The sequence below is a fragment of the Streptomyces sp. NPDC054847 genome, assembly GCF_053610925.1.
On sequence record NZ_JBSGZJ010000099.1, the window covers coordinates 1 to 18,497 of the forward strand.

10 protein-coding genes and 2 pseudogenes are annotated in these 18,497 nt (G+C 68.5%); 4 read left to right on the forward strand and 8 right to left on the reverse strand.

The window, feature by feature from the left end; translation table 11 throughout:
* Window positions 1–54 precede the first annotated feature (54 nt).
* Both ACWGH4_RS13395 and ACWGH4_RS13400 read right to left on the reverse strand, forming a co-directional pair.
* Window positions 55–732: an NAD-binding protein gene (locus ACWGH4_RS13395; RefSeq protein WP_441266616.1), complete on the reverse strand. Its 678-nt coding sequence runs from the start codon at window positions 730–732 to the stop codon at window positions 55–57.
* Window positions 732–1,400 (reverse strand): NAD-binding protein, encoded by a 669-nt coding sequence (locus ACWGH4_RS13400; RefSeq protein ID WP_441266615.1) that lies wholly within the window; start codon window positions 1,398–1,400, stop codon window positions 732–734. Before ACWGH4_RS13400 ends, ACWGH4_RS13395 begins: the two co-directional genes overlap by 1 nt.
* Window positions 1,401–1,585: 185 nt before the next feature.
* Between ACWGH4_RS13400 and ACWGH4_RS13405 the strand changes: the two genes are divergently transcribed.
* The 3 genes from ACWGH4_RS13405 (at window position 1,586) to ACWGH4_RS13415 (ending at window position 6,086) form a co-directional block, all read left to right on the forward strand.
* Entirely contained in the window at window positions 1,586–3,634 is a 2,049-nt protein-coding gene (locus ACWGH4_RS13405) for an APC family permease (protein WP_453459573.1), read from the forward strand.
* Between the two features lie 87 nt (window positions 3,635–3,721).
* Window positions 3,722–5,050: a class I SAM-dependent RNA methyltransferase gene (locus tag ACWGH4_RS13410; protein ID WP_453459576.1), complete on the forward strand. Its 1,329-nt coding sequence runs from the start codon at window positions 3,722–3,724 to the stop codon at window positions 5,048–5,050.
* A 406-nt stretch (window positions 5,051–5,456) separates the two neighbouring features.
* On the forward strand, window positions 5,457–6,086 hold the full coding sequence (locus ACWGH4_RS13415) for a class I SAM-dependent methyltransferase (protein ID WP_453459594.1): 630 nt from the start codon (window positions 5,457–5,459) through the stop codon (window positions 6,084–6,086).
* Window positions 6,087–6,202: 116 nt separating this feature from the next.
* Here ACWGH4_RS13415 and ACWGH4_RS13420 read toward each other — a convergent pair whose 3' ends face one another.
* The 5 genes and pseudogenes from ACWGH4_RS13420 to ACWGH4_RS13440 form a co-directional block, all read right to left on the reverse strand.
* The gene (locus ACWGH4_RS13420; RefSeq protein WP_453459579.1) at window positions 6,203–8,680 is read right to left on the reverse strand and encodes a tyrosine-type recombinase/integrase; all 2,478 of its coding nucleotides are present in this window, start codon (window positions 8,678–8,680) and stop codon (window positions 6,203–6,205) included.
* Window positions 8,677–9,966: a tyrosine-type recombinase/integrase gene (locus ACWGH4_RS13425; protein WP_453459582.1), complete on the reverse strand. Its 1,290-nt coding sequence runs from the start codon at window positions 9,964–9,966 to the stop codon at window positions 8,677–8,679. The genes ACWGH4_RS13420 and ACWGH4_RS13425 overlap by 4 nt, the downstream gene beginning before the upstream one ends.
* 224 nt (window positions 9,967–10,190) lie before the next feature.
* A pseudogene (locus ACWGH4_RS13430) lies at window positions 10,191–10,358 on the reverse strand (IS1380 family transposase); the annotation flags it as partial.
* 211 nt (window positions 10,359–10,569) lie between these two features.
* The gene (locus ACWGH4_RS13435; RefSeq protein ID WP_453459585.1) at window positions 10,570–12,006 is read right to left on the reverse strand and encodes a hypothetical protein; all 1,437 of its coding nucleotides are present in this window, start codon (window positions 12,004–12,006) and stop codon (window positions 10,570–10,572) included.
* A gap of 203 nt (window positions 12,007–12,209) precedes the next feature.
* Window positions 12,210–17,507, reverse strand: coding sequence for a hypothetical protein (locus tag ACWGH4_RS13440; RefSeq protein WP_453459588.1), 5,298 nt, complete (start codon window positions 17,505–17,507; stop codon window positions 12,210–12,212).
* A 225-nt stretch (window positions 17,508–17,732) separates the two neighbouring features.
* On the opposite strand from ACWGH4_RS13440, the gene ACWGH4_RS13445 reads away from it, so the two are divergent.
* Window positions 17,733–18,113 (forward strand): hypothetical protein, encoded by a 381-nt coding sequence (locus ACWGH4_RS13445; RefSeq protein ID WP_453459591.1) that lies wholly within the window; start codon window positions 17,733–17,735, stop codon window positions 18,111–18,113.
* Between the two features lie 204 nt (window positions 18,114–18,317).
* Here the strand turns inward: ACWGH4_RS13445 and ACWGH4_RS13450 are convergent.
* A pseudogene (locus tag ACWGH4_RS13450) lies at window positions 18,318–18,497 on the reverse strand (hypothetical protein); the annotation flags it as partial.

The window sequence follows — 18,497 nt, forward strand, 5'->3', positions numbered from 1 at the left end:
CGTCCACCCTCACCAGGGCGGACGCGCCCCCGGGGCGTCACACGGGAAGCATGGTCAGGCCGGCGGGACCTCACGGCGGACCGACAGCAGGTCCTCCAGCTGTTCCTCGCGGGCCTGCGCCGCGACGAACAGCAGCTCGTCGCCCGCCTCGAGCGTCTCCTCGGGGCTCGGCGTCAGCACCCGCGAACCGCGGATGATCGTGACGAGCGAAGTGTCCTCGGGCCATGCCACGTCGCCCACCCGGGTCCCCGCCAGCGCCGACTCCGGCGGCAGCGTCAGCTCGACCAGGTTCGCGTCGCCGTGGCTGAAGCGCAGCAGACGCACCAGATCGCCGACGCTCACCGCCTCCTCCACGAGCGCCGACATCAGACGCGGCGTGGAGACGGCGACATCGACGCCCCAGGACTCGTTGAACAGCCACTCGTTCTTCGGGTTGTTGACCCGCGCCACCACGCGCGGCACCCCGTACTCGGTCTTGGCGAGCAGCGACACGACGAGGTTGACCTTGTCGTCGCCCGTCGCCGCGATCACCACGTTGCAGCGCTGGAGCGCCGCCTCGTCCAGCGATGTGATCTCGCAGGCGTCGGCCAGCAGCCACTCGGCCTGCGGCACGCGCTCCACCGAGATCGCGGTCGGCGCCTTGTCGACGAGGAGCACCTCGTGCCCGTTCTCCAGAAGTTCGCCCGCGATGGAACGGCCCACCGCACCGGCGCCCGCGATTGCGACACGCATCAGTGACCGCCCTCCTCAGGACCTTCCGTGAAGGCCTCCTCGACCTTCGCGATCTCGTCCGTGCGCATCATCACATGCACAAGATCACCTTCTTGGAGCACGGTCTGCGAGGTCGGCAGGATCGCCTCTCCCAGCCGGGTCAGGAACGCGACCCGTACCCCCGTCTCCTCCTGGAGCCGGCTGACCTTGTGGCCGATCCACGCCGGTGACGTGTAGACCTCGGCCAGCTGGACCCCGCCGCTCGGATCGCTCCACAGCGGCTCCGCGCCGGACGGCAGCAGCCGGCGCAGCATCTGGTCGGCGGTCCAGCGGACGGTGGCGACCGTCGGGATGCCGAGGCGCTGGTAGACCTCGGCACGCCGGGGGTCGTAGATACGGGCGGCGACGTTCTCGATGCCGAACATCTCGCGCGCCACCCGCGCCGCGATGATGTTGGAGTTGTCGCCGCTGCTGACGGCGGCGAACGCACCGGCGTCCTCGATACCCGCCTCACGCAGGGTGTCCTGGTCGAAGCCGACCCCGGTGACGCGGCGGCCGCCGAACCCGGATCCCAGACGGCGGAAGGCGGTGGGGTCCCGGTCGACGACGGCGACCGTGTGTCCCTGCTGCTCCAGGGTCTGCGCGAGAGCGGCTCCCACTCGCCCGCATCCCATGATGACGATGTGCACGACCGTCCTTCCGGCTCAATCAGTTGCGGTACAAGCTTTACAAGGCAATACAGGGTCTCAGACCACGGCCCGGACCGGGTACGCACGTCCGCCGAGGGGGCCGGACGAATGGGAAGCGTTAAGATCCCGCAGGTTGTGCCTCTCCGGTTGGGCTTGGCTCATAACGAGCGCTTACGATCCTCAGCGTGTCCAAACTGACCGACGTTCCCAAACGGATCCTGATCGGCCGGGCGCTGCGCAGTGAAAAGCTGGGGGAGACGCTTCTCCCGAAACGCATCGCCCTCCCCGTCTTCGCCTCCGACCCGCTGTCCTCCGTGGCATACGCGCCGGGCGAAGTGCTGCTGGTCCTTTCCGTCGCCGGTGTGTCGGCGTACCACTTCAGCCCGTGGATCGCGGTCGCCGTCGTGGTCCTGATGTTCACGGTCGTCGCGTCGTACCGGCAGAACGTGCGCGCGTATCCCAGCGGCGGCGGCGATTACGAGGTGGCCAACACCAACCTCGGCCCCAAGGCCGGCCTCACCGTCGCCAGCGCACTGCTCGTCGACTACGTCCTCACCGTCGCCGTCTCCATCTCCTCCGGAGTGGAGAACCTGGGTTCCGCGATCCCGTTCGTCGTCGAGCACAAGGTGTTCTGCGCCATCGGGATAATCGTTCTGCTCACACTGATGAACCTGCGCGGTGTGAAGGAATCGGGCAAGCTCTTCGCCATTCCGACATACGTATTCGTCGCCGGCGTGTTCCTCATGATCGCCTGGGGTGCCTTCAAGGGGATCGTCCTCGACGAATCCATGCGCGCACCGACCGCCGACTACGAGATCAAGCCGGAGCACGAGGGCCTCGCCGGTTTCGCGCTGCTCTTCCTGCTGCTGCGCGCGTTCTCCTCCGGCTGTGCCGCCCTCACCGGCGTCGAGGCCATCAGCAACGGCGTCCCCGCCTTCCGCAAGCCGAAGAGCAGGAACGCCGCGACGACGCTGCTGATGATGGGCGCCCTGGCCGTCACCATGTTCTGCGGCATCATCGGCCTGGCCATGGCCACCGACGTCAAGATGGCGGAGTTCCCGGCGAAGGACCTGATCGCGAACGGCGTCCCGGTCGGCCCCGACTACGTCCAGCACCCGGTGATCTCCCAGGTCGCGGCCGCCGTCTTCGGCGACGGCACCTTCTTCTTCGTCCTGCTGGCCGCGGCCACCGCTCTGGTGCTCTTCCTGGCCGCGAACACCGCGTACAACGGCTTCCCGCTGCTCGGCTCGATCCTCGCGCAGGACCGCTACCTGCCGCGGCAGCTGCACACCCGTGGTGACCGCCTCGCCTTCTCCAACGGCATCGTGCTGCTGGCGGGCGCCGCGATCCTGCTGGTCTGGCTGTACGAAGCCGACTCCACCAAGCTGATCCAGCTGTACATCGTCGGCGTGTTCGTCTCCTTCACCCTCAGCCAGACCGGCATGGTCCGGCACTGGAACCGGCACCTGAAGACCGAGCGGGACAAGGCCAAGCGCCGCCACATGATCCGCTCCCGGGCGATCAACACCTTCGGCGCCTTCTTCACGGGCCTCGTGCTCGTCGTCGTGCTCGCCACCAAGTTCACCCACGGCGCCTGGGTGGCTCTGCTCGGCATGGTCATCTTCTACGGCACGATGAGCGCGATCCGTAAGCACTACGACCGGGTCGCCGAGGAGATCGCCGCACCGGAGGAGCCGGGCGAGGACAGCGTGCGCCCGTCCCGGGTCCACGCGATCGTCCTCGTCTCCAAGGTGCACCGGCCCACCCTGCGCGCCATCGCCTACGCCAAGGCCATGCGCTTCGACCGGCTCGAGGCGGTCAGCATCAGCGTCGACCCCGAGGAGACCAAGGCGCTGAAGGCCGAGTGGGAGCGGCGCGGGATCAACGTGCCGCTGAAGGTCCTCGACTCCCCGTACCGCGAGATCACCCGGCCCGTCATCGAGTACGTGAAGGGCCTGCGCCGCGAGAGCCCGCGTGACGTGGTCAGCGTGGTCATCCCGGAGTACGTGGTCGGCCACTGGTACGAGCACGTGCTGCACAACCAGAGCGCGCTGCGGCTCAAGGGCCGGCTGCTGTTCACGCCCGGCGTGATGGTGACGTCGGTGCCGTACCAGCTGGCGTCGTCCGAGGCGGCGAAGCAGCGGGCCAGGAAGCGCCAGGACTGGAACGCCCCGGGCTCCGTGCGGCGGGGGCCGGTGGACCGCCGGCCGAAGGAGCCGAGCGGCAAGGCGTGAGGCACTCCGCGGCGGACGTAGACTGGTCGGTCGTTGTCCTTTCGCCGTACAGTGCCGCACCCCTTTGATCTCTGGAGTCACCCCACCATGCAGAACGCACCCGAGACGTCGCTGGTCGGGCAGGAGTACGAGGTCGAGGTCGGCCCGGTCGCGCACGGCGGCCACTGCATCGCCCGCACCGAGGAAGGGCGTGTGCTCTTCGTCCGGCACACGCTCCCCGGCGAGAAGATCGTCGCCCGCGTCACCGAGGGCGAGGAGACCTCCCGTTTCCTGCGCGCCGACGCGGTGCGCGTGCTCGAACCCTCCAAGGACCGGGTCGAGGCGCCCTGCCCGTACGCCGGCCCGGGGATGTGCGGCGGCTGCGACTGGCAGCACGCCAAGCCGGGCGCGCAGCGCCGTTTCAAGGGCGAGGTGATCGCCGAGCAGCTCCAGCGCCTCGCGGGCCTGACCCCGGAAGAGGCCGGCTGGGACGGCACCGTCATGCCCGCCCCCGGGGACAAGCTTCCGGCGGGCGAGGTGCCGGCCTGGCGTACCCGCGTGCAGTACGCGATCGACGAGGACGGCCGGGCCGGACTGCGCAAGCACCGCTCGCACGACGTCCAGCCCATCGACCACTGCATGATCGCGGCGCCGGGCGTCAGCGAACTCGGCATCGAGAAGCGTGAGTGGCCGCAGATCGCCTCCGTCGAGGCGATCGCGGCGACCGGCTCCCACGACCGCCAGGTCGTCCTCACCCCGCGCCCCGGCGGTCGGCTGCTGCTCGTCGAACTCGACAAGCCCGTCTCGGTGCTCCGCGTCGAGGAACGCGACGGGGGCGTGCACCGTGTCCACGGCCGCGCCTTCGTCCGCGAGCGCGCGGACGACCGTACGTACCGCGTCGGCATGGGCGGCTTCTGGCAGGTCCATCCGCAGGCGGCGGACATGCTGGTCAAGGCCGTGATGCAGGGCCTGCTGCCGCGCAAGGGCGACATGGCGCTGGACCTCTACTGCGGCGTCGGCCTCTTCGCCGGTGCCCTCGCCGACCGGGTGGGGGACCAGGGCGCGGTCCTCGGCATCGAGTCCGGCAAGCGCTCGGTCGAGGACGCCCGCCACAACCTCGAGCACTTCGAGCGGGTTCGCATCGAACAGGGCAAGGTCGAGTCGGTCCTCCCGCGTACTGGCATCACGGATGTGGACATCATCGTCCTGGACCCGCCGCGGGCGGGCGCGGGCAAGCAGACCGTGAAGCACCTTTCCTCGCTGGGCGCCCGCCGCATCGCCTACGTGGCCTGCGACCCGGCGGCGCTGGCGCGCGACCTGGCGTACTTCCGCGAGGGCGGCTACAAGCCGAGGACGCTGCGGGCGTTCGACCTGTTTCCGATGACGCATCACGTGGAGTGCGTGGCGATTCTCGAGCCTGCAGCAAAGGGCCTCTGACCTGCTGATTTTCTGATTCCCCAGGTTGCGGGCGGGTCGTGCCGACATGTTTCCGTGGGTCCACCGCGTGGAGCATGCTGCAGGTTCCCGCCACGTGTCTCACCTGTGGTTTCGCAGCGGGGGCGTGGGTCGAGAACGCTCTGCCTCAACTCCGTAAGGGACTGATGCGGGAAAAGTCTTGACGCTCGTTCGGCGCTGTTTCTGACGGGGCGTGAGGTGGTCGTCCTGGATCAGATAGCGCGGGTCAGTCGACTTGTCGGGCGCAACCCGTCGAGCATCGCGTTAGCCCTTCTCCGAACTACCGGGGCATCCCGTGGTCAGTGACAGGACGATCAGTCCTGCGGGGAAGGGGCCGGTATGGGGCCGGAGAACTGCTGTGAACGACGCGGGTGTTAGCTTCACTCCCGTGTTAAAACACCAGGACGAGACCAGGGCGGCCTACGACGGGGTCGTCGGACTGTATGCGTCGATGTTCGCTAATCGGTTGGAGACGCAGCCGTTCGCGCGGAACATGATCGGCACCTTCGCCGAGCTCGTGCGTGGCACGGGGAACCTGCGAGCAGCCGACGTCGGGTGCGGGCCCGGCCATTTGACCGCCATGCTGCACGACTTGGGGTTGGACGCCTTCGGGCTCGACCTCTCCCCGGCTATGGTCGCCCACGCCCGGCGGGCCCATCCGGCGCTGCGGTTCGACGAAGCACGAATGGAGGCCCTGCCGGTCGAGGACGGCGCGCTCGGCGGAGTGCTGGCCCACTACTCGATGATCCATACCCCACCTGAAGAATTGCCCGCGCTTCTCGCTGAGCAGGTGCGTGTCTTGGCACCAGGGGGCCTGCTCCTGGCGTCCTTCTTCGGAACCGAGGGGCCGGAGCCTGTCCGCTTCGACCACAAGGTGGCGCCTGCCTATAGCTGGCCGGCGGAGCAGTTTGCCGAGTTGCTGGCCGGGGCCGGACTCGTCACGGTGGCTCGGTTGCTCCACGACCCAGCGTCCGAGCGGGGCTTCCTCGACACCCACCTGCTGGCCCGCCGCCCGTAGAACGTGGCCCGTGGCCGGGGTCGGGGTGGTGTAGATCATCCGCGTGGAGGAAGCTCGTCCAAGCGCCGCGTTCTGTGGCGGTGTCCGCTGAGCACGCCGGATTGACAGCCGTGCAGTCACGCAGGCCCCGGCGGGGTGGCCGCCGCAGTGGTGCGAGCAACGATCTCCCGGAAGGTAGGGATTCCCAGGTCGACAGACTCCTGCTTCCGGGAGATCTGGGCGTCGAGTTGGGCTAGCTTCTCCTCGGCGTGGGTCAGGCTGCTCTGCAGCCCTTCGATCTCGCCGAGCCAGCCTTCCCTTTCGGCTTCCAAGATGCGCGTATGGAGGTTGTCGCGGATTTCGACAAGCCGGGGACGTTCTGTCGCGTGGACGATCAGGGCGGGGCATCGGACGCAAGCGTGTTCGTGAGCACAGTCAGTTCCGTATGCGCGGCCGCAGTCGCCCAGGGCGAGCTTGCGGCGCTCAAAGTGTCCGAGGAACTCTCCCCATTCCTCAGGGGTGACGGTGCGGTATTCGTCGGCAGGCCGCAGAGCCCGGCGCCGGGCGATGAACGCTCGGTGTGCCTCGATGGCGTCAGTGGGGTAGATCGCGGCGTATCCCATCGTTGTTCCGATGTGGTCGTGACCAGCGATGACCTGTGCGATGTGAGGGGGCAGGCCGTTGAGGATGGAGTCCGTGATGAAGATCCGGCGGAAGTCGTGGGGCTGGAAGATGAGGGGGTCACCCGCGCTGTCCGTCAGACCTGAGGCCAACAAGGTGACGTCGAGTCCCCGACGGATCGTCGCTCGTGACAGCGGACGCAGGTAGCCGCCAGAGCGATCCTGGAACAGGAGAGGCATCGGCGGGTTCCAGACCCGTTCGTAGTGGTCGTAGCTACGGAGAACGGGGACTCTCCCGTCCGAGCCTCGGACTCGAGAGACGACCGTGCTCAACACGTCCGCCAGCTCCGGCGTGACCAGGACAAGTCGCTCCTGGTCGGTCTTCGACGGGGCGATCTGCAAGAGCGGAACCGTCTGTCCGGTGGTGGGGAGCTTGTAGCTGACGATGCTGTGGTGCCCCAGCTCGAGGAGTTCCTCGATGCGGATGCCGGTGTGCCGCAAGATCTCGATGGCAGCCCACCCCCAGAATGCGCTGCGTTCCTCACCCGCGAATGAGCGCCGGGTGCCCTTCGCGTCCCAGGCATGGATCGGGCGCCCGTCAGCGCATTTGCTGAAGCGCGGGACTCTGAAGGTTTCACCAAGCACGCTGAAATCCGAACCGAGCGGGGCAGCGTTGAGTGCATCGAGGCGCATGGTGGCCTCTTTCAGCAGGCGATGAGCCGTCTTCACCAGAGTGGGCAGGGCCGGGAGGCGCTCGCGAGTACGTTGGTCCATGCGGGCCTTGAGCTGCTTCTCAGCCTTTCTTCCCGAGCACTCGGCTTCGCTGATCGGGCAGGGTGCCACCCAGGCGGCCCACTGGCCGGGGTCCTCCACTGCCCACTCCGCCAGGTCCAGGTAGAAGGCTCTGACCTGGGTTTTGATCCCGATTGCACCTCGGCGTGGCTCTGTGAACTCCCGAAATGATCCATCGGGCAGGCGCTTGCGGACGGTCTTCGTAGCCAGGCGGACCTTCCAGGCAGTGATCACCTCGGCAGGCAGCCGAAGAGAGTCGATGCCCGGATGGTGCCGCTCCAGGTCGTCCCAGAACCGAAGCGCCAGCGAGATCGTGAGCGCCTGCAGCGTCGTGAAGTCGAGCCCTACGGACCGATGGGAGAGGTAGGCGACCAAGAGATCGCGGATCGGACGGCACTGCAGTTCGTAGCGGTCGACAAGGTCCGCCGGGGTGAGTTGCCCCGTACGGTTCGAGATCCGGAACAGCGTGTGCGGTGCGTCTGCTGGAAAGAGACCCAAGTCGCGTAGCCAGGTGTAGGCGAGCTGGATCCGTCCATTGCTGTTGCGCGGATTCTTGCTTTGCCAGAGCAGCAGGTCGCCGACGACGATGTCCTCGATGGCGCCGCCTCGGCAGGCCATGATCTCCGCGATGGTCTTCAGCCCGGACGAGATATTCGCAGCCGAGATGTTGGTCGGCAGTGAAGCCCTCAAGCGGGCGAACCCCTCGGGGTCGCGTGTGGTCTCCAGGGCCGGCCGAAGATGCCGCGATCTTGACCCGATGAGGAACTCCGGGTCGGGTCTGACGGCATCCGCGCAGAGCAGCGCCAGCACCCCGACGAGGAGCGTTTCACGGCGGGATACTCGCCCTTCCGGGCGGGCCCAGGCTGCGAAGGCATCCCTCCACCCCTGCGACGCAATGTGCTGGCCGTGGGCAGGGCTCTCCTGCCAGCGCTGCTGCCAGGTTTCTCCAGGAAAGGTCATCAGCCAGTCGAGCAGGAGACGTGCCCCGAACATCCGATTCGCCTGGGCGCTGGGTTCCACAGCTCGTAGCGGTGGGCGAGCCAGCCGCTCAAGGACCTCTTCACGTGTGACCGCGGTCGCTTCCCACATGCTTGGTCTTCCCCGATGCGGGAATCGGTTCATCAGCTTGAGCTCTTCGGCGCCCACCATGCTGGTGACCCGCGGAACGAAGCTCGAGCCGACGTGCGTCGCAGTGCTCGTCATGACGCGTCCCGGCCGAAGAGGATGGACAAGGAGTCGGGGTTGTAGGACGGCTCGTCAACAGGCACAGGGGTCTCCTCGCGTCGCTTCTCCTGGCGGGCGTGGTGGGCGAGGCTGGCTCTGATGACGTCGTCCCTGGTCGGACGGTTGTAGATGTCCAGGGTCGACAGGTACTTGTGGCCGAGGATCTTCTGCACGTAAACCGGCGGCATGTTCGGGTCATCGAGCATCAGGAACGTCGCCGTGTGCCGCAGATCGTGAAGGGTCCAGTTAGCGCCCAGGAGATCGTTGGCGCGGTTGAACATCATGCGCGCCGCGTCGTACTCCAGCGGCCGCCATGGGCGCCGCAGCGTCCACCACAGCGGATGGTGACGGCCTCGAGGGACTCCTTTCTTCCAGGCGGACTCTTGGTAGAGCCGCAGCCAGACGAACGCGTCCGGGGTGGCGGCCAGGTCCTGGTAGTCGCGGGTGCCCTTGCGGATCACACTGACGGTCTGCTCGCCGACAACCGCGCCGCCCTGCTTGACCGTGAGCAGCTCCTCGGCGCGGGCACCAGTGGCGACCCAAAAGGCCAGCAAGGCGCGGTCCCGATGAGAACGGAGCCCGGCGAAAACCTTGGTGTACATCTCGTCGGGAATCCGCCGCGGGACCCGCTGCGGAACGGTGGGCCGGTAGAGGCCCGTGCGTCGGTTGCGGTGCTTCTTCTCACCATCACGCTGTGTCCGGAGCTGGGACAAGCGGCGCCCACGGACCAACGGGAAGGGGTTCACCAGCAACGAACCGGTGTTTTCATCCAGATGGAAGTTGTAGAACTCCCGCAGCACCGTCTCGCAATGAGCTCGGGTTGCCGGCGAGTACTTGGTCCCGACCGTGGGCTTTCCAGTCACCGGATTCGGCGTACCTGGTGCTGGCCTGTCACTGCGAGGCGGCGGGACCTTGGAGGGAGCCTTGCCGCGATGGCGCCAATGGATGCGCTTCGGCTTGTCCGCCACCTTCATCCACAACATGAAGTCCCGGGCGTCTTCCCGGGTCGCACGGTCCCACTCGATCCCGAGCGCCCAGAGGAACCGGAACCAGCGCAGCAGATCCATGCCGTACGAACGTGGCGTCAACGGCGAGCTGTCCCTCGCCATCAGCTCCTTGAGGTAGAGCGCAACGGGCGCAACCGGCCTCCCGCGTCCATCCAGCACCCTGTACGGCTCCCAGGGATCTCCCGTCTTCAGTAACTGGCCTAACTCAGGCAGGACAAAGTTCCTCAGGTCCCTTCCGGACCGCTGCTCATCAAGCACCTCGGGAAACTAGCAGATACCTGGTCTGACCTGCGAAGACAGTTGAGTTAGTTCGGTTAACAGGCCCGAAATTTCATGACGGTTCGCCGACGGAGTCGGCGGACCGTTTTCGTGCCGTGGGTTGAGGGTGTGCAGGCCGAAGTTCCGAGTGCCGCCTCGGGGTGGCGCCGGGTTCCACTGGTCCGGGTGTTGGGGTGCTGTCGAAGGGACGGGGACTTGGCTGGTCAGCCTGGGGCGGGCAATTGGGTGAGTCGGTCGAGGGCTGCGGTGATGTGACCGGTCCAGGGCCAGTGCCGGGCCAGCAGGAGGATTCGCCGACGGCCGGTGGTGACGAGCTGTCCGGCCGTGGTCAACAGGCGGAGCCGCAGTCGGCGGGGCTCCCAGAGTGGTGCGACGTGCGAGGACGGATTTCCTGGTGCCGGCCTCGCTGGGTGCGGAGCAGGGCCCTTGACCTGTCTGGCGGCTGGCTACGGTTCCAGGAATTCAAGCGCCCGCGGGACGAATCTGTCGTGGTGCGACGTCGACCACCGCCCTGAGGACGGGCATCGCGTCTGTCCAGCGACTGCAGTCGCCCGCCTACCACGGAATCTCCCGGGGAACCTCTCACTCCACGTCGTCCGCCACCCAGTCCCTGATAAGCGCCTGAGCCATGTCCATGAGCTGTCGATGGGCCAGTGGCTGGAGATGGGAGAGGAGATTGCGGGCGTCGCAGAGGATGTTCAGGCGACGCCGCTGCTCGGTGGTGAGGGTGAGGAGGCGGGAGGCGCGCTGGAGGTCGGCCACCTCCAGCTCGACTAGCGGGGCGGCGGGGAGCTGCTTCTTGACCTGGTACTGGGAGCGAGCCTGATCGCGGAAATAGTCGAGGCTGATCTCCTTGCGCAGGAGGCCGGGCACCAGATCGATGAAGGCGGTGCGGGCCTCGTTCACCAAGGGCAGCAGGACGCGGTTCTGGGCGTGGCAGACGAGGGTGCGCAGCTCCGTGGAATCGGGGTCAAGAAGGTGGTGACCGAGGACAGGACGGACATGGCCGTCCCAGCTGTCGACGGTGCCGGTCGACCAGGCGTCGAGTAGTTCTGCGGAGGGGGCAGAGGCGTGGGCGGTGGACATGCGGCGGGGCCAGGTCCGCTCCAAGACTGCCGCCTCGCTGGGGAGGATGCCGGCCAGGGCGCGGCGCAGGGAGTCCAGGTCGCCGCCCTTCCAGGTTTCCCGGAGGGTGAGTGCGCTGTCGATGTCGGGGCCGCAGACCTCGGCGACGACAGCGTCGGTCACCCGGTGGAGCAGTGCCTCGGCGGCTCCCGCGTTCGGACGGGAACGCCAGGCGAGCAGGACCTCACTGTCGAGGCGGGTCCACACCCGCCACCACCAGTGCAGGGTGACGTGGTCGTGGCTCGGGCCGACGCCGAAGGCACTGCTGGGCAGGTCGCTCATGCGGGCGGCGATAAGGAAGCGGGGGCGGTGTCCCGCGTCGACGCCCTCGTCTCGGAAAGTGGCATGGGCGGTACGGAGCAGTCGGCCCGTCTCCTCGGGTGAGTTCTCGTCCCAGCCGCGCACCACGATCAGCGGCGGTGCGCTTGGTAGGTCGTCGTCCTCCGTACCGTCGTCGCCGGGAACGTCGTGCCGGAGCCGGTCCGCCCGCCTGATCAGCTCGCTCAACGGGTCGCCGGTGACGCCAAGTTCCTTGGCCAAGCGCTCGTCGAGCGACATCGAGGTGAGCGCTGCGACGCCTGGGGCCGGGCCGCGATGGCCGGAGGGCGATGGAGGGCCGGCCGGGGCGGCGACCAGCGAGCCCAGCATCGCTCCGTAGGGGTCTTCGGCGTCGAAGCCGTCGTCATCGTGCCAGAGCGTGAAGTGGTTGCTCGCCTCGGTGGACGCGGCCTCCGGTCCGGGCGCGGTGGCGCGCTGGGGCGGGATGGCGACGGCGCTTCCGTGGTTGCCGGGGCGGTCGGCGAGCAAGGTGATCGTGCCCGGCACCGGTATGGGTTCCTCGAACCGGTTGTACAGCTCCCTCAGGAACAGTTCCGCCCGTCCGGAGTCGACCATTGGGTCCGGGAAGTACCAGACGCAGCTGCGGCCGGATCTCAGGTCCCTCTCCAACCGGTCCAGGTGGCGGCGCGGGCCGGGAAGACGCACCAGGTCGCGCTCGAAAGCCGGTGGGGTCGGGACAGCGGCCCTGCTCTCCTGCGCTTGTGCCCCCTGCAGGCCATGCGCCCCGCCCGGCTCGTTTCGGCCCCACAGGCCGGCAGTCACAGGTCGCCGCCGATCGCCTTGACGGACCGGAAGGTGACCGGATCCAATGTCTCGCCCTTGGCGGTGACGTCGAGGACGCCGAGGAGGTCGAGGTGGGCCAGGAGCCGCTCCGCGGCGGGCAGCGCGCCCTCGGCGTCGCTCTCGTCGTACAGACGCGCCTCGTGGAAGGCGGCCTGAAGGTCGCCGGCGGCGGCGACGGCGACCCCGGCGCGGTGCTCCTCCTCGGTGTAGAACTGCGCCCAGGCGGCGAGTCGGCCGACGTCGTCGGAGCTCAGGCCCGCCAGCTCCAGGTGGGTCCTGGCACGCTCCGGTACGGTCATCTCGGCGCGCAGCTCGTCGAAGACCTCCTGCTGACGCATGCCGGAACGGACCTTGTGCATGGCCAGTTCCACCAGCATCGGCCAGCCGCCGGTCACCTCGATCAGGCTGCGCCGCTCACGCGGGGAGCCGAAGGGCGACTCGGACCAGGCACGGACGCTGTCCACCGTCCACCGCTCGGGGCGCACCAGTCCGGCGGCCGACACCACGCCCGCGGCGGTGTCCGGGTCGCACAGGACGACGGCGTAACGGCGGGGCATGGATGACGAGCTGTCGGAGCGAGGCTGGGTGATCCGGGTGTGGTCCAGGAGCCGGTCAGTGGCCTCCTGCAGCCGGGCCGTGTCCTGGCCTCTGAGGTCAACGAAGAGCAGCCGGGAGCCGGTCTTGCGGCGGGAGTTGGCCGTGATGAACTCGGTCAGGTCGCCGTCCGGTCCGATGCGTACGACGGTCAGGCCGTGGCCGTCGATGTGTAGCTGGATGCCGCGCTCCACCAGGTCGGCGCTGAGCGCCGGGGTGCAGGGCACCAGCGTGGTGCGGGTCGGGTGGGTGAGGATGTCGCTCAGCTGCCCGTCGGTCAGAGGGCTCATCCTTTGCACCCGGGTCCGCCGGTCGGTACCGAGAGAGCGGCGGGCGACGCTCGGGTTGTAGTCGTAGGGCAGGTCGAACTGGGTGTCGCGCAGCTCGTTCTCCAGCTCGGCCTGGGTGCCGAGCATGTTCACCACGTTGGGGCTGCGCATGGCGTAGACACGCTCATCCCCGGGAAGACGGATCAGCAGGCCCAGGTTGACCATCTCCTCGAGGTAGATGGTCAGCTGTCGCTCGGAGTTGAGTGGAAAGCCGTCCGGCCAGCGCTCGTGGGCGCGCTCGAGGAGTTCGGCGGGCCGGTACCCGTGCCCGTGGCCCTGCTCCAAGCTGCGCAGGGCAATCAGCAGGGCGAGGACGCGGTAGCGGTCCTCCAGGTTGATTGTGTAGCGAAGGCGCTCCGCGATCAGCCCGCGGACCTCCTCCATGCCGGCCACTTGCTGGACGTCCTCCCAGGTGATCGGAGCGTGCCGGCCGTCGGCGGGCATGGAGCGCTGCTGCATGTAGGCGACCAGGCGGTCGCAAAAGATCTGCAGCAGGTTGGCCTGGTAGTTGGTCAGGCCGAGGATGTGCCAGACGAGGTCCCGAGTCTCAAAGGTGAGTCCCACCGCCGCCATGGGCTCCTCCACCAGCTCCACCGCGTCCTGCGGTTTCAGCGGGCCGACCGGCACGTCGCGGCCGCCGTGCGCGGTGACCACGTTTATCAGCCGGTTGAAGCGCTGGACCTGGTGGAGACCGGCGAACACCACCTTGAAGTTGCGCCCGGTGTCCTCCATCAGCCGCTGCAGTCGTTTCACCGTGGGGAACGTGGACTGGCCGCCGCCGGTGTAGACGGCCTGGGCGTCCGCCGTGAGAAAGGCGTCGGCCTCGTCGGCGAGCAGCAGCAGACGGCGCTCGGGCCGCTCCTCGATCCACTGCTGGACCTCATTCGCGATCACATTGCCCGGCGCGCGGTCGGCGACGCTCTCGCTGATCACGCCGCGCCTCTTCAACTCGGCCAGCAGCATCCGCCAGATGCCCTCCGGTGGCTCCGCGTGCCCGATATCGGCCTTCATCAGGTCGACGTACACGGCGACCCGGTTCTCTTGATCGTCTTTCTGGAACACCTCCACGGCCTGCCTGAGCAGGGACGACTTGCCGAGCTGTCGCCCCCCGAAGAGGAAGATCGGCCCCTGCGGGTCGAGGACGGCGCGCATCTCGTCAGTGCGGCCCTTGAACACCTCGGGCGGCACCAGACCCGCGACATGCGGGGTGTACGGGGTGTAGCCCGTCCACGGCAGGGTGACTTGCTGGACGGCGCGGAAGGAGCGTGGCGCGTGCGCGGCTACCCAGCCGACTACGGCCGGGTCGACGACCAGCGCTTGGTGGCTCCGGCCTCGCGACTCCTGCGCGAGGCTGCGACGGCCTTCGACACCCAGCGGCTGCGTGTACAGAATGATGTTGGCTTCGATCGCCGATGCCGGCAAATGGCGCAGCGGGCCCTCACCCCGCAACTCGTCGGTAATGATCACGACTTTGTACGTGCGGCGGGCATACGAACCGAGGGCAGCGACGTAACCGGGCGTGCTCTCCGTGATGTCGGCCCGCACGCTCAGCCGGGTGACGCCCCACCTGGCCTCTTCCACATTGGGCTGAGAGGCGTTTAGGCCGAGCAGCCGCAGCACGCTGACCACCGCCTTGCCGACCTTCCGGGCGTCCCTCAACTGACCCAGCCGGTCCCAGGCGTCGAGGCCGGAGACGGCGTTCTGCACCAGCGCCTCGCCTGAGGCGTAGTGGTCCGCCCACCAACGGGCGCTGCCGCCGGACGAGTCGGGCCTGGGCGCGTCTGGGTGGGCCACACCCGCCAGGAAGCGGGAGAGAACTTCTCCGGCCGGCTCGGCCGGCTCTGGCAAGGACTGCCCCCGACGGGCGAACGTCAGGAGCTCCTCCGCCGCCACCGTCTCACCGCGGTCCAGGAGATCCCGGATCCGGCTCGCGTCTTGCTCCGTCAGCCGCACCTGCCCGAGCTGGCGGCGCAGGTCGTCGCTGCGCTCCTGCTCCAAGAGGCGCAGGTCCTCGGCGACCTGCTTGACGGCGCGCAGGGGCTCCCCGAAGCTCCCGCCGTGGGCCTCGCCCTCCAAGTCCAGCAGTCGGCCGGTGAACTCGCGCTCCACCTCGTGAGTCAGCAGGTTCTGCGCGCGGACCCGGGCCAGCGCCAGTTGGGCCCTGCGGTGCTCCTTGGCGCACCGGTCCTTCCACTGGCCAGCCGCATCGGAGAGCGCCTGCCGCTGCTCGGCGAGCTGGACTGCCGTGAGTTCGACGCCGGGCACCTCGCCCTGGGAGATCCGGTTCAGCAGACGTTCGGCGAGGTGCAGGTCACCGCAGGCGCGGTGCCAGGCGAGGGCGCGGGCCGGGTCATGCGGGCTCAGCATGTCCGCGAGCACGGAGAACGCCTCCGCGGCGGCGACGTCGGGCAGGTACCTGCCGTTCTCCGAGCGCCAGGACAGGCCCGGCAGCATCAGCAGCGCGTCCGCCGGCGGTGGGAACCGGATGTCCTCGTCCCTGGGCACGGGCGTGTAGGAACGGTGGAGCCATCGCACCAGCAGGTCGAACAGCGCGCCGCCCACACCCGGGGGCCGCCCCGCCTCCTTGGCCGCCTCGAGCGCCGCCAGCAGCTCGTGGCCGATGGCGCCGCTACCCGAAGTCGCCGGCGCCTCGGCGGCGCGCAGGGCCGCCTTCAGGAGGTCCTGGACACTCTTGATGTGCGTGCGGAGCTGAAGGCGGGCGCCGGAGTGGATGTCGTTCTTGGCCTGCTTGGTGGTGCGCTTGACCCGGTCGGTCTCGTCGATCAGGCGGTCCGCGGCATCGATGCGCCGGAAGTGCTCCTCCATCAGCCTGGACAGCTTCTCTGCGCCGGACTTGCCACCCTTACTGGCCCACTCCTCGATGGCGTGCAGGGTCGCGCCGAGTACCCCTTCGGGCCCGGCCAGCGTCTGTAGGACGACCGTGGCCCGCTGGTAGCGGATCTTCCGCTTCGGCAGGTCGACCGCGAGCTGACGGGCCTGGTCGGCGACCTTCTCGAACCGGTTGGCCTCTGCGGCCGCGGCGCCGGTGCGCAGACCTCCCGGAGTGATCTCCGCGCCCTTGCGGACGGCGAGCACCAAGCCATCGAGAGCCCTTGCCCAAGGGTCCGGAAGACCGGGGACGGACGTCTGGTCGCCGGTAAGGGCGCTGCTCGCCCAGTGGGCCGAGATACCGCTACGTACGGCTGCCGTCAATACCATGAACTGGGCGTCGCGGTCGTCCTCCAGGGGACGGCTTTGCGTGACGGCGTCCAGGAATTCCTCGGCCTTCACCTGCAGGTCGGAGGCTGAGGCGGGTGAATCATGGAACGCGGCGTCCGCGAAGGCAAGGGCGAGCGTGCGGTGTTCCGAAACGCCGGCGGCACGGCTCACCCAGTACGCCTCGGCGATTCGGCCCTCAGCGACCAGGGCTTCCACGGTGGCTTCCGCTCCGGCCCAGCCGTCGGCTGAGGCGGGATTCGCTTCGTCGGCGTCGGACTCGGCGCGGCACGGGGCGGCGGGGACAGCGGCCTCACGCTGGTTCTCACCGGTCCGGGCCTCGTCGTCGTGGTGTTCGCCGCAGCCCGGGGAGGTGGCCTCCCACTGGACTTGGGCGGCGCCGGTGGCCTGGGCCGCCACCGCCTCGGGTTGGTCGACGGCTTCGGTCTCAGGGCCGGGGAGGACGACCGCCGTCGTCGCTGCCGCGACCGGTTTCGGGATGTTCGCGCTGCTGAGCGAGTCCCCGGTCCCTCCGTCGTGAGACGCAGGCGTGTCGCCTTGTCCGCGAGTCCCGTCGTCCGCGCCCTGCGGAGTGGTTTCGCCTTCCCGGCCGGGGATTTCATCCTGGGGAGCCGGGCCGGAGTCCGTCTCGCCGCTCCCTTCGTCGGGAGGGACACGGTCCGTACCGGCACTCGCCGCGGAGTCCCTCTCCGCCTCGGACGCCGTAATGTCGGCCACCGGTTCACCACGGAGCTCACGGAGCTTCCGCTCGAACTGCGCGACCTGGTCGACGAGGGTCTGCCGCATCAGGTCACTGATGGCCTGCTCAAGCAACCCCACCGCCTCGTCGTGCGCCTGCACGACCTTGGCGATCTCCTCAGCGATCCGCCCCCGTTCCCGTTCTTCCTCGCGAAGCCGCTCGGTCAGCGCCGCGGCCTCGACCCAGCCGGCATCCGGACCCCAGGGGTCGGAGGGCTCCGCGCCTTCGGCCGCGGCGGGTACCACCTCAGCGAAAGCATCGGCGAGGGACTGCCGTTCCCGCATCCAGGACGTCACGGCGATCAGCAAGGCCTCGTGTCCGGCAGGCTGCCGTCCGTCCCTGATCGCAGCGGCGAACGCCTCCAGCCGGTTCACGAGTTCAGCGGCTCCCTCGCGAAGCCCGGTGGTTCGCAGCGACAGGATGTCGGGGGCCGGCGCAGTCGGCGCCTGAGCCCTCGTCGTAGAGTCGGCGTCCTCGCCGACCGCCGCTCCACCCTCTGTCTCATCACTCCGCATCGCCGGGGTACAGGAGGGGCGCTCCCAGATGTCGGCCGCCACCGGTTCTCCCTTGACGGCCACCGCCGTCCGGAGTTCCTTGCCATGGCTCTCCGTGAACCGGTGAGTCGGCAAGTGCGTCGCGAACGTCAACCCGTACAAGACCAGTTGCGCGAGTTCGGGCGGCAGCATCTCGAGCATCCGGACGAGCTGATCCAGATCCGGATCCTCAAGGAAATCCCCCTGGCCAAGCTCCACGAGCTGCGTGCAGCCCACACGCAGGCCGCAACAGCACAGGACGTGCAGGGTTTCCTCAGGAGCCCGGCTGATCCAGAGCCGTGCGCCTGGCGGTCGCCGACGAGCGGCGGGGGCGGGTGCACCGGGGTAGTTCAGGAGTACCGGACTGTGAGCCTTCTCGACATGGCGCATCATCCGCAACACCAACTGGGGCCTCCTCAGAAGCCACTGCCGGAACTCAGAAACTGAATGCATCGCCCAGCCCCCTTGCGTCCCGGTACTCAGTCCGTGGCCAGCAGGCCGACAGCCCTACGGACCCACCCCCCGTGGGTCACTCCGGTCGGGCCTCGTACCGATAAGTGTGATGGGCAGCAGTCTTACCAGAGAACGCTGACAAATGAGCACTCGTCAGCACGGAATGTGAACTCCCAAAGTTGCCACGCCCCTCGTATGTCACACTTGCCCAGTTGCTCTCGCTGACTGCCCCGACGCGGTCCACCACTCCCCGGTGACCTCGTACGTCACCGCGGCGGTCGGCACGGCCGGGGGCTTCGGCTTCTCCTCGGTGTCGAGAACGCCGTAGCCGACGAGGCCGCCGCAGGCGAGCAGCAGGACGGCTGCGATCGCCACTCC